General features: G+C 62.7%; 13 protein-coding genes and 1 pseudogene. 3 read left to right on the top strand and 11 right to left on the bottom strand.

Annotation, left to right across the window (positions count from 1 at the left end; translation table 11 throughout):
• Positions 1–19: 19 nt before the first annotated feature.
• Positions 20–862, bottom strand: coding sequence for an alpha/beta fold hydrolase (locus AF337_RS03460; protein WP_049731074.1), 843 nt, complete (start codon positions 860–862; stop codon positions 20–22).
• Positions 863–1,049: 187 nt separating this feature from the next.
• Between AF337_RS03460 and AF337_RS03455 the strand changes: the two are divergent.
• A pseudogene (locus tag AF337_RS03455) lies at positions 1,050–3,930 on the top strand (helix-turn-helix transcriptional regulator).
• Between the two features lie 168 nt (positions 3,931–4,098).
• A complete protein-coding gene (locus tag AF337_RS03450) occupies positions 4,099–4,707 on the top strand; it encodes a class I SAM-dependent DNA methyltransferase (protein ID WP_049731073.1) in 609 nt (202 codons plus the stop codon).
• Between the two features lie 40 nt (positions 4,708–4,747).
• Here the strand turns inward: AF337_RS03450 and AF337_RS03445 are convergent, their stop codons facing one another.
• Positions 4,748–5,842, bottom strand: coding sequence for a hypothetical protein (locus tag AF337_RS03445; protein ID WP_049731139.1), 1,095 nt, complete (start codon positions 5,840–5,842; stop codon positions 4,748–4,750).
• 425 nt (positions 5,843–6,267) lie between these two features.
• Between AF337_RS03445 and AF337_RS03440 the strand changes: the two genes are divergently transcribed.
• The gene (locus AF337_RS03440) at positions 6,268–6,471 is read left to right on the top strand and encodes a cold-shock protein (RefSeq protein ID WP_003572688.1); all 204 of its coding nucleotides are present in this window, start codon (positions 6,268–6,270) and stop codon (positions 6,469–6,471) included.
• A 155-nt stretch (positions 6,472–6,626) separates the two neighbouring features.
• Here AF337_RS03440 and AF337_RS03435 read toward each other — a convergent pair whose 3' ends face one another.
• The 9 genes from AF337_RS03435 to AF337_RS03395 form a co-directional block, all read right to left on the bottom strand.
• Positions 6,627–8,246 carry a GMC family oxidoreductase gene (locus AF337_RS03435; protein WP_425287876.1) on the bottom strand — a complete coding sequence of 540 codons (1,620 nt, stop codon included), beginning with the start codon at positions 8,244–8,246 and terminating at the stop codon, positions 6,627–6,629.
• Positions 8,247–8,248: 2 nt separating this feature from the next.
• A complete protein-coding gene (locus AF337_RS03430; protein WP_049731071.1) occupies positions 8,249–9,778 on the bottom strand; it encodes an FGGY-family carbohydrate kinase in 1,530 nt (509 codons plus the stop codon).
• Between the two features lie 32 nt (positions 9,779–9,810).
• Complete coding sequence (locus AF337_RS03425) at positions 9,811–10,653, bottom strand: class I fructose-bisphosphate aldolase (RefSeq protein WP_049731070.1); 843 nt, start codon at positions 10,651–10,653, stop codon at positions 9,811–9,813.
• Positions 10,626–12,374, bottom strand: coding sequence for a glycerol-3-phosphate dehydrogenase/oxidase (locus AF337_RS03420; RefSeq protein ID WP_049731069.1), 1,749 nt, complete (start codon positions 12,372–12,374; stop codon positions 10,626–10,628). Before AF337_RS03420 ends, AF337_RS03425 begins: the two co-directional genes overlap by 28 nt.
• A gap of 12 nt (positions 12,375–12,386) precedes the next feature.
• Positions 12,387–13,379 (bottom strand): aldo/keto reductase, encoded by a 993-nt coding sequence (locus tag AF337_RS03415; RefSeq protein WP_049731068.1) that lies wholly within the window; start codon positions 13,377–13,379, stop codon positions 12,387–12,389.
• Entirely contained in the window at positions 13,376–14,380 is a 1,005-nt protein-coding gene (locus tag AF337_RS03410) for a sugar-binding transcriptional regulator (protein WP_049731067.1), read from the bottom strand. The genes AF337_RS03415 and AF337_RS03410 overlap by 4 nt, the downstream gene beginning before the upstream one ends.
• 1 nt (position 14,381) lies before the next feature.
• Positions 14,382–15,374, bottom strand: coding sequence for an ABC transporter permease (locus AF337_RS03405; RefSeq protein ID WP_116429645.1), 993 nt, complete (start codon positions 15,372–15,374; stop codon positions 14,382–14,384).
• A gap of 28 nt (positions 15,375–15,402) precedes the next feature.
• A complete protein-coding gene (locus AF337_RS03400) occupies positions 15,403–16,935 on the bottom strand; it encodes a sugar ABC transporter ATP-binding protein (protein WP_049731138.1) in 1,533 nt (510 codons plus the stop codon).
• 65 nt (positions 16,936–17,000) lie between these two features.
• A complete protein-coding gene (locus tag AF337_RS03395) occupies positions 17,001–18,029 on the bottom strand; it encodes a substrate-binding domain-containing protein (protein WP_049731065.1) in 1,029 nt (342 codons plus the stop codon).
• Between the last annotated feature and the right edge of the window lie 130 nt (positions 18,030–18,159).

Raw genomic sequence — 18,159 nt, 5'->3', positions numbered from 1 at the left:
GCCCCTGCCACGTCTCGGATCACCGCAAGTGGGCGTCGATAGCGGAAACGATCTCTTGCCAATCATCGGGATGAATTTCGTGCCCGCCGCCTTCGAGCCGGACAAGCTTCGCGCCTCGGACGGTTCGCGCCAGCAGCTCGCCGTGTTCAACCGGATAAATCGGGTCGGCCGTTCCGTGGATGACAAGGAGAGGCGCGGCCAGTTCAGCCAATTTTCCTTTCAAGGCCTGACCGCCCCTCAGCATGAAATGATTGGTGGCACTGACGAAGTTTTTCGCCCGCTTGACATCCCGTTCGACAAAGGCGCGCGCCTGGCGTTCGTCATAAGGGTGCGCCACCCCGGCGATCATCCGGGTGTCCTTGAGAAGGAATTCGATCACCTGGGCATGGTCTGCCCAGTCGACGGTCTCGCCCGTCGCGGCATGCGCCATGTAGGCGTCAGCGGTATGCGGCAGGGCGCTTGTATCAATACCCATCGGCGTTGTGGACACCAGCGTCAGCGTCTTGACGCGTTCGCGATGCGAGAGCGCTGCGATCTGGGCGATCGTGCCGCCAAGCGACATTCCGATCAGATTGGCGCTGTCGATGCCGTAGCCATCGAGTACCCTGATGGCATCCTCAGCCATGTCGTCCATGGTGTAGGGCGGTTCCCCGGGCTGATAGATCGTCGAACGGCCGGTGTCTCGATTGTCGTAACGGATGACATAATATTTCTGAGCGGCGAGCTTTTGGCAGAACTCATCCGGCCACCACAGCATCGACGCCATCGCGCCCATGATCAACAGGATCGGCTCATGCGCCGGGTTGCCAAATGCCTGTGTGGCGATCTCGACCTCGTCAAACTTGATAATGCGTTCAGTCACTTGGGGCATCCTTTATTTGTATCGGGTGAAGCGGCGCCTTGGGTCCTGGTACCGGCAGGCATTTTCATAATGGGGCTAAGGCAGGGGTGCCGCATCGGGCATTTTGCGTAGGGCAGGCTCAAATCACACATGGGATGACTACGTCTCCATCTCTGCTAATCTTAAACTTCACGTATCGGAGGACTTCGTGTCGGCATCCCTCAGAAGATCCCTGTTCTCAGGCCGTGTCGCCGAACTCGATGCGATGGATAGCGCGTTCCGGGATGTCTCCGGCGGCCGGCAACGCTCCATTCTTCTCGGGGCGGAAGCAGGCGGCGGCAAGAGCCGGCTGGTAGAAGAATTCGCCGACCGACTGTCGGGCCGGGCTATCGTCCTGAAAGGCGGCTGCATCGAGCAGCGGGAATCGGCATTGCCCTATGCGCCCGTAACCGCTTTGCTGCATGAACTGGTTCAGTTGCGCGGCGGGACGGCCGCCAGATCGCTTGTCGGCGCCGAGTGTGCGCGCGAACTGGCATGGCTTCTCCCCGAATTCGGCGAGACCTCTGAAAGGCTCGATGCGGGCATCGCAAGAGCGCGGCTTTTCGAGGCGCTGCGAAAATTGTTCGAAGAGCTCGCCCGGGAGATGCCGCTCGTCGTGGTCGTCGAGGACATTCACTGGGCCGACCAGGCCACATGCGATCTGCTTCGCTTCCTGACGGCGCGGCTGAAGAAAATTCGGCTGATGCTGATCGTCACCTACCGACCCGAGGAAACCAGCGGCAGCAACGCACTGCGGACGACCATCGCCGACCTCTCGCTTTCCGAGGGTGCCGAGCTGTTGAAGCTTCCCCGCCTGAAGCGCGCCGAGGTCGCCGCCCAACTCGAGGGGCTGCTCGGGCGCCCGCCGACACCTGCTATCATCAATGAGGTCCATGCGCGGAGCTGCGGGATCCCGCTTTTCACCGAGGCGCTCATCGACGCGAGCGGAGGCTTGCGGACGGATTTCCCCGGCTCGCTCAACGACTATCTGCTGAAAACCGCCAGGGAGATGCCGGCGTCAACGGCAGAACTCTTGAAGGTGATGGCGCTTGGCGGCCCGCATATCACGCATGCGCTTCTTCGCAGCGTGACTGAGAAGTCCGATCTCGAACTGGCAGAATTGCTGCGGCCTGCAATTTTGGCCGGGATCCTGGTGCCGGATGGCGACGGATATGCATTCCGCCACGCCCTGATCCACGAAGCGGTGCGGGGTGACCTGATCGCCGGCGAAAGGATGGCCATCCATCGCGGCTATGCCGAAGTCCTCGAACGCGGCCCGGTTCCAAGCTACCGGGTTTGGCATGCCGTTGCGCTCGCCCGCCACTGGCACGGCGCCGGCCAGGCCGAACCTTGCCTGCGATGGGCCTGGCATTCTGCCGCTGAGGCCGCCGCCACCTTCGCCTATGCGGATCAGTTGGAGATGCTCAAGCTCGTGCTGGCGGCGTGGCCCGACGTCGATCATGCGGCCGATCTGATCGGCGCGGATCACTGCAGGGTATTGGAATTGGCCGCCGATGCGGCCTGCTGGGCAGCGGAAGCCGAACAGGGGCTGGCCTTCGTCGAGCGTGCCCTCGCCGAAGTGGATGCCGAGGGCGACGGCGCGCAGCTGGCAGCCCTTCTTCTGCAGCGCGCGGTGATGCGTCAGCACACGCTTATCCCGGGCGAAATCGCCGATCTGGAACGAGCGCTCGATCGTGCGGTCGATCCCACAAGGCTGCGCGCGGACGGACTGGGGCAGTTTTCCCGGGCGCTGATATTGCGGCGAGAATTCGATCGCGCCAGGCTCTTGGGCGCCGAACTGAAGGATCTGGCGGAGAGGCTCGATGACGAGGAATATCGTATCGAGGCGTTGATCGTCGCGGCATCCGTGGACATGGCCTCGGACAGTTCTCGGATCGATGGCTTTTTGAGCGTGGCTAAGCGCGCCGGGCAAGCCTCCATCGGCCGCGTCGAGGTGCTGGCGGGCGCAGCCCTGCTGCAGGCCCTGCTTGAGACCGGAGACTATGCCGAGATCATCGACATCGGACCGGCGATCTTTGCGCGGACCGTCGAGTTCGGCCAGGCCCGGTATATCGGAGCCATCGTGGGTTCGCCCTTGTGCCGCGCCTTGCTCGCCGTCGGCCGCGTTCCCGAAGCCGTGGAGACATGCGAACGGATGGCGGCATTGGATCCGCTGCCGCTGGGGCTGGTTCATGTTTTCGAATGCCAGGCGGAGATTGCCCTGGTATCGGGAGATCCGGATCGCATCGCCGCAGCGGCAAGCTCCTTGCGCGCCTCTGCCACCCGGCCCTCAGGTCTCGGGCCGCATGGCGGCCAATCTTTTGCGATTCGATATCGAAAGCCGTGCGCTGGCGGGCGACATGGATCAGTCTGCCGTCCTGATAAGTTCGGCTTCGAGCCAGTTCGAGAGGCAGGGCCGCGTCTCCTGGCCGCTCCTGGCCTCGGCCATGCGTGTCGCCGTCGATACCAACCGGAAAGATGTCGCCCGGCAGCTTGCGGACCTTGCCGCCCGGACCCCGTGCCGCAACGTGATCGAGGAAGCCGAGAGGCTCAACCTCTCGGCTGAGATGTCGCGCGCGACGGTTTCCGACATCGACGCCTGGGAAACAGCTGCCCGAAGCTGGGCCGATTTGAACCAGCCCTTTCGGCAGGCATATGCTCTTATGCAGGCCGGGAGCGCTGCGGTGAATGCCGGCAAGCGCGCCAGGGGTGCGGGCCATTTCAGGCGAGGTGCGGAGCTTGCCCAGTCGATCGGCGCTCGCCTCCTCTGCAATCAGATCGAGACGCTGGCTGCAAAGGCCCGCATTGATCTGCGAGGCGAGAAAGAAGGCAGCCTGCCGAAGGCGCCGCTCGGCCTGACGGATCGGGAATTCGAGGTGCTCCGGCTTGTCGCCGCCGGACAGAGCAATCGGCAGATCGCCGATAATCTGTTCATCTCGTCGAAAACGGCGAGCGTCCATGTCTCCAACATCTTGAGCAAACTCGCCGTCCCCAGCCGCGGCGCCGCGGCGGCCATGGCCCACCGTCTCCGGATGGTTGATCCGGTGTAGATGTCAGCTTTAGGAGATTGCCTGGCTAGACCGTCCTGATATCGCTCACGGCATTCCATTTTTCGTTGCCTAGGCATTTTGCCTAATGTGCTTACGCGGCCTTACGGCGAGCATGGTGATATGGCGCCCTCGAACGGCGCCCGGTTTTCCATCAACCGGAGGTCAAAAATGCCTGTCTCTTACGCCGCTCTGGCCGGTACCCAACGCACGATCGATTCCTATGAAGGTTGTGCCGATGAATATAGCCGCATCGTTGATCCGTTTCCCGCGCCCAGCCTGGAGGCGGCCTTGCGTCAGGTCGCCATCGCCGCCGGCAAAGGCGGCCGGGTCCTTGAGATCGGGTCAGGCCCTGGGTGGGATGCGGATTTCCTCGAGACACAGGGCGTTTTGGTAAGGCGAACCGATGCCACGCGGCGGTTTCTTGAGCTGCAGGCAGCACGCGGCAAGGCAGGCGAGTTCCTCAACGTCATCACCGACGACCTCGGCGGCCCTTACGATGCGGTGATCGCTCTCTGTGTTCTCATCCACGTGCCTCGCCACCAGACCGGCCAGGTCCTCGAAAAGATCGCCGCCGCGCTGCGCCCCGGTGGCGTCTTCCTGGTAACGATGCGGGATGGAGACGGCGAGACGAGCGGCGCCTACCATATGACCTATTGGCGCCGGGACGACTTCGCGCTGTGCATCAAGGCGGCCGGCCTGGATCTCGAATGGGACGCCTACCGCATGAGCCGCAACGACGAAGCCTGGAACACCTTTTATGCTCGACGGCCGGGTTGACGCGCCGCATCTTATGCGGCTTCGCGATTGCCGAGGCTAGTTATTTCCAGCTCGTATAATCGGCGGCGGTGCAACCGAACGGCGCACGATCCTGGCCAAACCGCTTCTTCAGCTGATCGCATCCCCACTGGTTCAGCGGCGCCGGCATTAGATTGTTGATGTCCATGCCAGGCGATTGGAATTGTGTCGGGGAACTCGTGACGTACCAAAGCCAGAAGCCGCCAACACCGACGACGATCAGAAGCAAGGTGCCGAAGAAAAGCCGCAGCCGCTTCCAGATCGATACCGTCCTCTTTGGTTCTTCGATCAACACCGGTGCATGTTGATCGCCGTCTTGCTGATGCGCCAGGGGTGCGAGAGCCGCTGTGCGCTCGGCATCCGTAAGCTCGACCCGCTGCAGACGATCGTCCAGAAGCACCGGCAGGGCCGTATTGCCGTGCCGGACGGCCATTCCGATCGCCTTGCCATTGGCTTCCCCGACGATCAGCGGTTCCTGTCCGCTCTTCATGCGCGTGTAAGCCGATCGCCCGGTTTTGTCGGCGGCAATCTTGTCATTGTAGGTGATGGAAAGGACGCCGCGCTTGCGGTCGAATGCGCTGATCTCGACCGGGATAGGGATCAGCCTGGCAGGCCGGCGCAATTGCCCCTTGACCCGCCAGATACGCATACCGAGAAAAATCATACCCAGGCTCATGCCGCCAAGCAGAACCACAAACACAGTGAGCGTGATGATCCTGTTCCACAGCATGTCCAGACCCAGGCTCATCGTCGCGAGCTCCGGATGATCGGCGGAAATCACAAGATCGGTTTCATAATCGCCGGTATGGAAATCGACGAACATGACCTCGACTTCGGTGTCGTAGTTTCGTCCGCCGTAGCTATAGACAAGGCGTGCCTCGCAGTCGGTAAAGACTGCCTTACGTGTCGTGCATTTCCCGTTTTGCACGTCGCCGTTTTCGAGCACCAAAGGGTTCTGATTGATCTGGAAATCGCGGATCACGCCCGGTGCTTCCGAGATGAATAGAAAGATCGCCAATGCCAGGATAATGGGCGTTGCCCAGAAGTAGGCGTTCGGCGTGGAGATGACGTTGCGCGCCAGTGAAAGCGGGCGGCTGGGGAGAACAAGCGAAGACAATGGCGCAGACCCCTCATGTGACAGCGCAGCGCGCCGGTAAAGCTTCAGACGGCAGCCGATGAGGACGAGCGAAGTTGGCGTCATGCATACCGGCTTGCACAATCCCATTGTGTGATACCGATCTACAACCTGATGCGGGCGATCGGCAATCCCTTTCTACACGCGCGAGCAATCCTACGTTGATTCCGTCGACAACGCGGGCGCCACGAGACAGAAATTTCAGCGATGCCTCCGAACGCCGCATCGAGACGATAAAAAACTCGGATGGTCAGGCGATCGGCTGTCGGGAGCCGGATTGACCCTCGACGAAACTGTTGCCTCTTTGTCTTTAAAGTTGCGTCACCTGCATGAAGGTTGATAGAGGAGCAGCGGCGGTATAGTTTCGCTTTCGCAAATCGACGAATGACACAAGGAATAGTTATCTCATGCCGACAGGTACGGTTAAATTCTTCAATGACGACAAGGGCTTCGGCTTTATCACCCCCGAGGATGGCGGACAGGACGTGTTCGTGCACGTGTCTGCGCTGCAGCGCGGCGGTTCGCTCCGCGAAGGCGACAAGGTCAGCTTCGACGTCGGACAGGATCGCAAGACCGGAAAATCGAAGGCTGAGAACGTCTCAACCCTCTGATCGAAAGTCGAAGATTGCCCAACCCGCTTTAAGCGGGTTGGGCTCGCCGTCGCGCCCTATGACGTGACGGCGATAGTCGAGGTCTGTGTCGTTTTCGGATACCGGGACGGCAAGAGTGCTCTACGTATTCACGTCAGACATATGCGAGGCTCTCTCTACGCCTCTGACAGAATGCTCTCGGCTGCCTTCTCGGCAATCATGATCACCGGCGAATTGGTGTTGCCCGAGACGATGGTCGGCATGATCGAGGCGTCGACGACTCGCAGCTTCGCCAGCCCATGCACCCGCAATTGCGAATCAACCACCGCCGTCGTGTCGCTGCCCATTTTACAGGTGCCGACCGGATGGAAGATCGTTGTGGCGATATCGCCGGCGCGGCGGATCAGGTCCTCATCACTTTGGTATTCCGTGCCCGGCAGCATCTCCTGCGGCCGGTACTTGGCGATGGCGCCGGCCTTCATCAGCCGGCGGGCATGCCGGATCGATTTCGTCGCCACGATCCGGTCGCCGACGGTCGAAAGATAATTCGGGCGGATGTCCGGCGCCACGGAAAAGTCCGGGCCGCCGACATGCACGCTGCCGCGGCTTTCCGGCCGCAGATTGCAGACGGAGACGGTGACGGCCGGATATTTGTGCAGCGGCTCGCCCAGCCGGTCGGTGCTCAAGGGCTGCACGTGATATTCGAGATCGGCCGTGGCAACCGCCGGATCGCTCTTGGCAAAGATGCCAAGCTGGCTCGGCGCCATGGATAGCGGCCCGGACCGGCGCAGCATATATTCAAGCCCCATGCCCGCCCGGGTGAACAGGTTGTGATAGAGCTGGTTCAGCGTCTTTGCGCCCTCGATACGGAAAACCGTGCGGATCTGCAGATGGTCCTGCAGGTTTTCGCCGACACCCGGCAGTTCATGGGCCACGTCCAGTCCGGCAGCGGACAACACATCCGGGCGGCCAACCCCTGACAGTTCCAGGATTTTCGGCGAATTGATAGCACCGGCAGACAGAATGACCTCGCGGCCGGCGCGTGCCAGATGAGTTTGGCCGTTCAGCCGGAACCGCACGCCGGTCACCCTCCTGCCGTCGAATTCCAGCCGCTCGGTTTCGGCGCCGGTCAGCACACGCAGATTGGCCCGCTTCATCGCCGGGCGCAGAAAGGCCCTGGTGGTGTTCCAACGCAGGCCGCCGCGCTGATTGACCTCGAAATAGCCTGAACCCTCATTGTCGCCATCGTTGAAATCGTCGGTTTTAGGAATGCCGAGTTCCTCGGCCGCATCGCGAAAGGCATCGAGGATCGGCCAGGAAAGCCGTTGCTTTTCCACCCGCCATTCGCCGCCTGCCCCGTGCATGCGCGACTTGCCGCGGTAATTGTCCTCGGATTTCAGGAAATAGGGCAGCACGTCGTCCCAGCCCCAGCCGGAATTGCCCGCCTGCCGCCAGCCGTCGTAATCGGCCGCCTGGCCGCGCATGTAGATCATGCCGTTGATCGACGAGCAGCCACCCAGGACTTTTCCACGCGGATAGGGCAGCGAGCGGCCGTTCAGCCCGGCTTCTTCAGCCGTCTTCATCATCCAGTCGGTGCGGGGATTGCCCATGCAGTAGAGATAGCCGATCGGCACATGCACCCAGTGATACCGGTCGCTGCCGCCGGCTTCGAGCAGCAGGACGCGGTTTTTCGGATCGACCGACAGCCGGTTGGCCAGAACGCATCCCGCCGATCCCGCGCCGACGATGATGTAATCGTAGCTTCCGGCCTCGATGGCCGCATCGTTCACACGCATGTTCACGCCGCCACTCCCGCTGCCGCCGGCGGTACCGCCGTCAGACGCCGCCACAGCGGCGCCATTGCCTCGGCGATTTCGAGATAGAGAGCGTAGCGGCGCGCATAATGCCCCTCAAGCGAGACATCCGGTCGGTAATGCCGCGCGGTCTGCACCATTGAAGCAGCGCCGGCGCCGAAGTCGGCGAAGATGCCGACGCCGGTTCCCGCCGCAATCGCTGCCCCTAGCGCACCGGTTTCACGCGAGCGGGCCACGGTGACGGGAACGCCGAGCACATCGGCAAAGATCTGCGGCCAGATCAGGCTGCGCGAGCCGCCGCCGGACAGCATGGTTTCGTTGAAATCTGCACCGGCCTTGCGGATCGTCTCGATGTGCTGGCGATGGCCGAAGGCGACGCCTTCGAGAAGCGCGCGCACGAGATGCCCCTTGCTGTGCCAGCCGGCAAGTCCGTAGAAGCCGGCGCGCGCGTGGCCGTCCTGCTGGGCGCCGTAGAGATAGGGATGATAGAGCGGGTCGTCTGCCGCGGGCTTGATCGCCGCGGCCAGCGCGCAGCAGGCATCGAAGGGCGAGACGCCTTGCGCATGCTCGCCTTCGAAGAACTCCCGCACCAGCCATTCGAGATTGGCAGCCGAGGTGGCGCTGTTTTCCATCGCCATGTAGCGGGTGCGGTCGAAAGTCGAGGACATGAAGACCGGGCCGTCGAGGTCGGGACCGTCGATGACGACCTGGTTGATGCTCCAGGTGCCGGCAATGATCGAGGCGCTGCCGGTGCGCGAAACGCCAGAGCCGAGCGCCGAGGCGACGACGTCGAACAGTCCGCCGACCACCGGCGTACCGGCCGCGAGCCCGGTTTGCGTCGCCACCTCTTCCGTTACCGCGCCGGCAATGTCGGCGCTTTCGATGAGCGGCGGCAGGAGGTCCATGCAATCGCCCAGTCCATAGGCCTCCATCAGCGCCTTGTCGTAGCAGCGCGCGGCAAGATCGAGCAAACCGGCTCCCGACATGTCGGACACCTCGCTGACGCGGCGGCCGGTCAGGCGGTTGACGATAAAATCCTTGGAGAAGAACACCGTGCCGATGCACTCGAACAGTTCCGGCCGGTGGCGCTTAAGCCAGGCAAGCAATGTCGGCGTCTGGGACGGCCACGGACGCTGTCGGGCAATCGGATAGGTTCGGTCTCCGACGCCGGCCTCCCGCCATTCGTCGACCAGCCCGGCTGCCCGCGTGTCGAGCGACTGGATGGCGAGCAGCGGAGCGCCGTCGCGATCGAGCGCATAGAGACCGTTGCCATGCCCGGCGCAGCCGATCGCGGCGATCTCCTCCGGCCGGATCCTTGCCTTTTCGATGCAGGCGCGGATGACCTGCCGCGCATTCGTCCAGAGTTCGTCCAGCCCCCGCTCGACATGTCCCGGGCTCGGCATGCGGCTGTGCCCCTCCTCGGAGGCAGCCCCGATCTCGTTGCCGTGCCGGTCGAAAATCACCGCCTTGATGACGGTATTTCCGGCGTCGAGCCCCAGAAGATAGTCTCCCATGCAGAACCCCTCCGAAGGTTCGAAATCGCAACTCAGCCCTGCTGATAGAGCGCAAAGGCCTGTTCGCCGCTCGCATCCTCATGCACGATCGCCATCAGCCCGCGCACCACGGCACTCGGATTGGCGTGCTGATAGATGTTGCGCCCATAGACCATGCCCACCGCGCCCTGCCGCATCAAGGCCGCCGACTTGTCGAAGACGGCGCGAAGATCTTCTTTGCCGCCGCCGCGGACGAGAACCGGGCAGCGGGCTGCCTCCACCACCCTGTGGAAATCCTCGGCATTGGTGGTCGGATCCGCCTTGACAATATCGGCGCCCATTTCGCGAGCGAGCCGCGTCAGCGTGACGATCTTGTCGGCGTCGCCATCGACCATGTAACCACCCTTTTCGGTGACCGGCTGCATCACCAGCGGCTCGATCATCAGCGGCATGCCATACTTGTCGCAATCGGCCCGCACGCGGGAAATATTCTCAACGCACTGGCGAAACAGGTCCGGCTCGTCCGGCAGCATGAACAGGTTGACGACGACGCAGGCCGCATCCATCTCGATCGCGCCGATCAACGGCTCGGCCTTGTTCTGCAGCACCGCCCACATGTCGCGGTGGCGTATGCGGTTATACGGATTGCCCATGTCGATGCGCATGACCAGCGCCGGCTTGTCCTTGCCGGGCATGTCCTGCAGCAGGTCCGCCTGGCCGTAGTTCATCTGGATCGCATCCGGCCCGGCAGAGACCAGGGCGCCGACGACGGCCTGAATATCCTCCAGCCCGTCGAGGAAAGACGGCTCGTTGCAAACGCCGTGATCGATCGCCACGTCGAGGCAGCGGCCGCGGCCGAACAGCCGGTTCATCCGGACTTTGCTGTTGTGTCGCATTCTGTGCTCCTTGGTTCGTTCCTTGCGGAAAGCATGTCTTCGTCGACGCCGTGGCGTTCGTTGAGAAGGGTGAGAAACCGGTCGCGCTCGCCGGCGCGACGGCCCTGCGTCCAGCACTTTTCCTGCGCCAGCAGGTCGAGGACGGCATCCGTCATGTCGAGCGAAAGCTCGCCCGAAACGGCAAGCGTGGTGCGCCGCAAGAGCAGGTCGTCCAGATGTTCCACTGCTTCATCGCGGATCAGCAGCTGCAATTCGCGCGTGGAGTAGCCGGCATGCGGCAGGGCTGTATCGCGGCCTGCGGCAATGAAACCGGCAATCGCCTCGGCATCCGTGCCGTATCGGCCAAACAACTCAGCCATGCGCCCGGCGGAAAGACCTTTGCCGCTTGCCGCCTGCGCCAGCCAGACGGATCTGTTGGCCGGAAATGCCCGCCCGCCGCCGATCGGCCGGTCGGTTGTCGCAACCCGGCGCCTTCTGCCGAGCTTTTCCAGAGCCTGGTCTGCCGCCAGTTCGCCGAAGGAGCGGAATGTCGTCCACTTGCCGCCGATCATGCAGAGCACCGGCGGCCCGCCCTCGGACGGCTCCAGCACGGTGCAGAAATGATCGCGCGGGATGCGTCCGGTAAAACTGTCGGTGCTGGCCGGCAGCGGCCGCACGCCGGCAAACCGGAAAACGATTTGCTCCGACCGGATGGTGATATCAGGCAGCACGAAGGCGAGCGATTGCAGGATATAATCCCGCTCCTCCGCCTCGCAGCGCACCGTTTCCGGATCATCGACACGGATATCGGTAGAACCGACGAGAACCTTGCCGAGATAGGGAAACAGGATACAGATCCGCCCGTCCTCGTTCTCGTAATAGATCATGTGATCGGCAAGTGCGTCGCGCAGCTCCGCATTGTCGATGATCAGATGCGAGCCCTTGGTGCCGCCGATCAGCGGCGCCGGCCGGGCCTCCTGAGAAAACAAGGTTCGATTGGCAACGTCGATCCAGCCGCCGGTGGCGTTGATGATCAGCGCCGGCTCGACGGCGACGGACGCGCCGCCTATCCGGTCTTCGACGCAATACCGGCCATTTTCCATCCGACGCAGTTCGGCATAGTTCAGCGCCATCGCGCCGGGTTCGGCTAAGAGACCATCCTGCAGAAGCTCGATGCCCAGCCGCTCGGGGTGGCTGACCCAGGCGTCGAAATAGGTGGCCGAACTCTTGATGTCGGGATTGAGCGCCGGCCACTTGGCAAGCGTCGTGCGCCGGCCGCGAAACTGGTGGCGCGGCATCAGCGCGCGCTTGCGCGTCAGGAAATCATAGATGCTGAGTCCCGCCTTGATGGCGACGGCGCCGCGGCGGCTCGGGCGGCGGCTGAGACCCAGGAAGCGGACGATGCCATTGCCGAGGCCGGAAAAGATATCGAATACCGGCACCGTCGTCGGCAGCGGCGCGACATAATGCGGCGCGTTGCGCAGCAGCCGGTCGCGCTCGACCAGCGATTCCTGCACCAGCTTGAATTCGCCGTTTTCAAGATAGCGAAGCCCGCCATGCACCATGCGCGACAGCGCCGAACTGGCGCCGGAGCAATAATCGTGCTTTTCGACGAGCAGCACATTCAGCCCCTGCAGCGCCAGCTCCCGAAAGACGCTGATGCCGTTGATGCCGCCGCCGATGATACACACGTCCACCTTCGGGCTGCGGCGAAGCCCGTCCAATATTTCTTCACGTTTCATGATGGCGATCCGCTATCTCATATCAGTCAGTGTCGCCGCTATGGCCGTATCGATAGCCGCACGATCGGCCGCATCCAGCCGGATGGTCCCGGCCCGCGCATTGTCGATCGCCTGTGCCGGATTGCGCGCACCGCAGAGCGCAAAGGTCACGCCGGGCTGCGCCAGCGTCCAGGCAATGACGGTCTGGGCGATGCTGGCGCCGTGTTTTTCGGCGACCGGCCGGATGGCGTCGGCAAGCGCCATTGCCTTCCGGCGGTTGCCGACCGAAAAGCGCGGATTGTCCTTGCGCTGGTCGTCACCTGAGAACACCCGGTCCGGACCGATGGTGCCGGACAGCAACCCCAGCGCCAGCGACGAGTAGCTGAGCGTCGCTATGCCGTTCACCTTGGTCAGCGGCAGAAGCTCCGCCTCGATCTCGCGGTCGATCATGCTGAACCGCTCCTGGATCGCATCGAGGCCACCGGCCGCGATATAGGCACTGAGGTCGTCGCGACTGACATTGCTTGCGCCGATCGCCCGGATCTTGCCCGCTGTGCGCAGATCCTCCAGCGCCCGCATGGTTTCCTCGACCGAGGTCGTCGGGTCCTGCCAATGGGTGATGTAGAGGTCGATATAGTCGGTTCCGAGCCGCCTCAGGCTTTCCTCGACCTCATGCAGGATCGCATCGCGGCCGAGATAGCGGTGGACCGGCCTGCCGTCCTGATCGAAGAAATGACGGCCCTTCTGGGTATGCCAGACAAGGCCGCATTTGGTGGCGATGACAGCCTTGTCGCGGCGGCCGATCAAGGCCTTGCCGACGATTTCCTCGGAACGTCCAAGCCCGTAGGCCGGCGCCGTGTCGATCAGCGTCACGCCGGCATCGAGCGATGCCTGGATCGCGGCGATCGATTCTTTTTCGTCGGTCCCGCCCCACATCCAGCCGCCGATCGCCCAGGTGCCCAGTCCGACCGCCGAGGCGGAGACGCCGGATTTGCCGATCTCGCGTGTCAATTGCTCCGCGCTCATGCCCATTTCCCTTCGCCATTCGCCAGTGCCAGCACCCGCGCACCCGTCGCCTCATCGGTCACCAGCGTGTCCAGATGATTGCCGCGGAGAACGCTGAGGATCGGGCCCGCCTTGTTCGGCCCGCTCGCGACACCGATCTTGATGGGGATCGAGGCGAATTCCGGCAGCGTCAACGACACCAGCGAACGATTGAGGCTGTAATCGCAGACCTGGCCATGATCATCGAGCAGATGCGCCAGCAATTCGCAGGAGGCGCCGGACCGCTCGATCGCGGCGCGGTCGGTGCTTGAGGAGGGATGCAGGTCGTAATAGCTGGAATCGTCCGACAAGATCGAACCAATGCCGACCACGGCCACCTTCGCCTCGCGCGCCCGTTTGAAAACGTCTGCGACGGACCGCATGTTGATCAGCATCGCCCGCTGCTCGGCATCGTCGGCAAAGAGCGGGGCGTGGATCTGGTAGGAACGCCCGCCAAGCCGGTCGGCCATCAAGGTCGAGACGTGGTTGACGTCGGTATAGTGCTTGCCCTGCACGCAGCCGGTTGCCGGAATGACTTCGACATCGAAACGGCGCGGCGGCTGCAGGCCGGCGACGACGGCGCTCACGCCTTTGCCGCCGGTGATGCAGATCGTATCGCCGTCGACGATCTCTTCCAGCAGCAAGCGCGCGGCGGCTTCGCCGACGGCTTGCAGTGCCGTCTGCGGATTGTCGGACACCGTCGGCACGACCACGGCGCGGCCGATGCCGCCAAGCGCCCGCAGCTGTTCTTCCATATCGACCAGCGGCTCGACCGGCGACTTGATCTTGATCTCGACCAGGCCGAGTTGGCGGCCGCGTTTGATCAGGCGGTTGACGGTGGCGTGCGAAATGCCGAGCTGATCGGCGATCTGCGCCTGTGTCAGCCCTTCGAGGAAATGTAGAACCAGAGCCTGGTGCATCTGCCGGGCGATGACGATTTCCTCGCGCGGCGCGTTTGCGGGTTTGAGTTTGGCTATCGGCATATCAGGCAGCCTTCCGCTTGTGCAGGAAATGATCGATCGAGACGGCGGCAAGCAGAATGCAGCCTTTGATCATGTCTTGCCAATAGACGGACACGTCGAGCAAGATCAACGAGCTTGTGACGACCGACAGCAGGGCAATCCCGAGAATTGCCCCGAGGATCGTGCCCGAGCCGCCGTTCAGCGACGCACCGCCAATCACCGCGGCGGCGATGATATTGAGCTCCATGCCGACGCCGAAGGTCGGGGTCGCTGCGCCGAAGCGGGACATGTAGATCACGCCGGCAACACCGGACAGGGTGGCGCAGAGCACCGTCACCCAGAACTTCACCTGGTTGGTCTTGATGCCGGAATAGAGCGCCGCCTTCTCATTGCTGCCGGTGTAGAACACCTTGCGGAAGGCGGTTGCCCGGCGCAGCAGGAAATCGAACAGCACGACGACGGCAACGAAGATCAGGATCACATAGGGGACGCCGGAGAACGTGCCCTGCCCGACCGCCTTGAACGAGGGCGGCAAGGTGAACAGCGACAGCGGCGTGCCCTTGGTGATGATCAGGCAGACGCCGCGTACGATCACCATCGCCGCCAGCGAGGTGATGAAGTGGTTGAGCCCGACGACCGTGACGAAGAAGCCCATGACGCAGCCGATCAGGCCGCTGGCAAGGATGCCGATCAGGGATGCGCTCCACGGATCGAGCCCCAGCAGGAACAACGAGCCCGACAGCACCATCGAGAAGCAGACGACCGAGCCGACCGACAGGTCGATGCCGCCGACGATCAACAGGATGGTCATGCCGACGACGACGATCCCTTCGACCGAGAACGACATCAGCATCGCCCGGAAATTGCCGAGCGTCAGAAAATGCGGCGAGGCAAAGCTCATGACGATGCACAGCGCCAGAATGATTGCGATCAGTCCAGCCTCGCGCATCGTCCCCAGCCGTTTCCAGCCGGGCGCGCGTGCCTGATGTGCCCCTGTCAACGTAGCATCCGCCATGACCTTGTCTCCCGCCCCTGCGTTTTCTTTATGCGGCATGCTCGGATGCCCTTGCGTGACTGCCGATCCCCGATGCGAGCAGCATGATCGCTTCCTCAGTCATCGTCTCGCCCTCGACCTCGCCTGCAACCGTCCCTTCGTGGATCACCACCACCCGGTCGCACAGGCCGAGAAGCTCCGGCAGTTCCGACGAGATGACGACGATGCCGATGCCGGAGTGCGCGAGATCGCGCAGCAGCCGGTGGATTTCCGATTTGGCGCCGACATCGATGCCGCGCGTCGGCTCGTCCATCAGGATGACCTTGGGATTGACCGCCAGTTGCTTGGCAATCGCCACCTTCTGCTGGTTTCCGCCCGACAGCGACGAGACCGGCATGTCGATGCCGCCCATCCGCACGCCGAGCCGCCGCACCAGGTCGCGGGCGCGATCCGCCTCGGCCCTGGAATTCAGCAGTCCCAGCGGTCCGGTCAGCGATTTCAAATCGAGAACCGCAATGTTCTGGGCGATGGAAAGATCGAGAAATATACCGGAACCTTTCCGGTCTTCCGAAAGGTAGACGACGCCCGCCTGCGCGGCCTGCGCATAGGAGCGCGTCGGCAGCCGCTGCCCATGCAATTGCACCTCGCCTGTGATCACCGGCCGCAATCCGCAGATACCTTCGGCGATCTCGGTGCGGCCGGAGCCGATCAGCCCGCCGACACCCAGAATTTCGCCCTTGCGCAGGTCGAAGCTTACATCCGTGAAGCGGCTGCCGTCGCCGAGATGGCGAACGCTCAGAATGGTCTCGCCGGTCCGTTCCGCCGGCGCCTGCTTCTCAGGATAGAGCTGGGTGATCTCGCGCCCGACCATGCGACGCACCACGTCATCCGGCGTCAAATCCGCCACCCTCTCCGTCGAGACATAGCGGCCGTCGCGAAACACGGTGACCCGGTCGCACAGGCTGAAGATTTCGGCCATGCGGTGGCTGATATAGATGATCGAAATACCCTGCGCCTTGAGGTCGCGGATGATGCCGAACAGCACCTGCGTCTCCGATTCCGTCAGCGCTGCCGTCGGTTCGTCGAAGATCAGCACCCGGCAATCGAGCGTCAGCGCCTTGGCGATCTCGACGAGCTGCTGGCTGGAAATAGACAGGTCGCCGACTTTGCGGCGGACGTCGATCGGCGCCAGCCGGTTCATCACGAGCTGCGCGTCGCGCTCCAGCCTGCCGTAATTCATGAAAGGCGAGCGGCGGCGGTTGGTCGCGGCCATGAACATGTTCTCGGCCACCGTCGCATCTGGGCAGAGCGCGATTTCCTGATGCACGAGGCCGAGCCCGAGCGACTGCGCCACGGCCGGCGACGTCACTTTTACCGGCGCGCCATCGACGAAAACCTCCCCCTCGGTGGGCTGCAGCACGCCGGCAATGATGTTCATCAGCGTCGATTTTCCCGCGCCGTTTTCGCCGCAAAGCGCATGAACCTCGCCTTTCTCAAGGCTGAAGCGCACTTCAGTCAACGCCTTCACCGCACCGAAGTGCTTGCTGACATTGCGAATTTCCAGAACCGGCACCGAAGCCATCATTGTCTCCTCCTCACTTCCGCGGTGGCTGTCCGGAACATTGCCCGGACAGCCGACCAAAAGGCCTACTCCTCGATGCCCTTGGTGCCCCGCCGCTTCAGGTATTTGTCCCAGTAGAAGTCATCGGCATTATCCGCCGTCACGATCGACAGGCCGTTGTCGACGAACGGAATGCTCATCGGATTGAAGCTGGCGCGCTTGGCGTCGTTCATCGGGTCGATAAGTTCCGGATGCTTGGCCAGCCACAGGAGCATGAAGCCCATGTAACCCTGCATGCCCTGGTTCGGGTTGATCGAGCCGAACACTTCACCCGCCTTGATCATGTCGAGGATGTTGGCGTTGACGTCGGCGCACATCACCAGGATCTTGCCGCCGCTTTCCTTGTTGGCCTGCGAAGCGCCGATTGCCGAGTTCGCTTCCGGCATGAAGACGGCGCCAAGGTTCGGATGAGCCTGCACCAGGCTCATCAGGCCCTGATAGGCCTTGTTCGGGTCCTGGTTGGACGCAGCGCGGCCGACCAGCTTCATATCGGGATATTTTTCGTCCATGCGGGCGATGAAAGCGGCGATACGCTTGTCGTGGTTGTCCTGGCCCGGATTTTCCAGAACGGCATATTCGCCCTTTCCACCCATCTTTTCGGCAATCGCATCAGCCGCATACGTGCCTTCGCGGGTATTGTCCGAAGTGATGAACGAGATGCGCTTGGAGAGCGGCGCATCGGCGGCGAAGGTGACGACCGCCGTGCCCTGGCCGATCGCTCGGTTGATCGGCTCGATGAACGGGTCGGAGTTCATCGGATGAACAAGGATACCGGCCGGGTTCTGGGCCAGCGCCTGGTCGAAAGTGGCGATCTGCTTGTTGACGTCATATTCCGGGGTGCCGGTATAGGCTGTCTCGCAACCGAGCTGCTGACCGGCCTGCTTGAACATCTCATAGACCGGGAACCAATATTCGACGCCCGAGACCATGACGTTCATGACGTATTTTTCGCCCGGCTTGCAGCGGAACGGATTTTCGGCGCCCGCACTGGCTGCGCCGGCAAATAACGTCGATGCGAGGACCGCCAATGCGGTCGTGCTTAAAAATCTGCGCAAGTTTCCTCCTCGAGGCCGAAGCCCCTCCCAAATATCCGGCGGCGCCTGAGCGGCTGCCGATGATCCATTGAAGACCGGAGTTCCTCCTCGAAGTCCGGTATGAGCAGGTAATCCTAATGGCAAAGTTATG

Source organism: Rhizobium ecuadorense, assembly GCF_001187535.1.
Classification (GTDB): Bacteria; Pseudomonadota; Alphaproteobacteria; order Rhizobiales; family Rhizobiaceae; genus Rhizobium; species Rhizobium ecuadorense.
Note: the sequence above shows the minus strand (reverse complement) of the source record. Positions and strands in the feature narration are given on the sequence as shown.

What these genes read in the sequence shown, in the direction of transcription:
- AF337_RS03415 (WP_049731068.1), bottom strand. Translation starts at nt 13,379, where the DNA reads ATGAGCGCGGAGCAATTGACACGCGAGATCGGCAAATCCGGCGTCTCC.
- AF337_RS03420 (WP_049731069.1), bottom strand. Translation starts at nt 12,374, where the DNA reads ATGAAACGTGAAGAAATATTGGACGGGCTTCGCCGCAGCCCGAAGGTG.
- AF337_RS03435 (WP_425287876.1), bottom strand. Translation starts at nt 8,246, where the DNA reads ATGCGTGTGAACGATGCGGCCATCGAGGCCGGAAGCTACGATTACATC.
- AF337_RS03410 (WP_049731067.1), bottom strand. Translation starts at nt 14,380, where the DNA reads ATGCCGATAGCCAAACTCAAACCCGCAAACGCGCCGCGCGAGGAAATC.
- AF337_RS03450 (WP_049731073.1), top strand. Translation starts at nt 4,099, where the DNA reads ATGCCTGTCTCTTACGCCGCTCTGGCCGGTACCCAACGCACGATCGAT.
- AF337_RS03405 (WP_116429645.1), bottom strand. Translation starts at nt 15,374, where the DNA reads ATGGCGGATGCTACGTTGACAGGGGCACATCAGGCACGCGCGCCCGGC.
- AF337_RS03430 (WP_049731071.1), bottom strand. Translation starts at nt 9,778, where the DNA reads ATGGGAGACTATCTTCTGGGGCTCGACGCCGGAAATACCGTCATCAAG.
- AF337_RS03440 (WP_003572688.1), top strand. Translation starts at nt 6,268, where the DNA reads ATGCCGACAGGTACGGTTAAATTCTTCAATGACGACAAGGGCTTCGGC.
- AF337_RS03425 (WP_049731070.1), bottom strand. Translation starts at nt 10,653, where the DNA reads ATGCGACACAACAGCAAAGTCCGGATGAACCGGCTGTTCGGCCGCGGC.
- AF337_RS03400 (WP_049731138.1), bottom strand. Translation starts at nt 16,935, where the DNA reads ATGGCTTCGGTGCCGGTTCTGGAAATTCGCAATGTCAGCAAGCACTTC.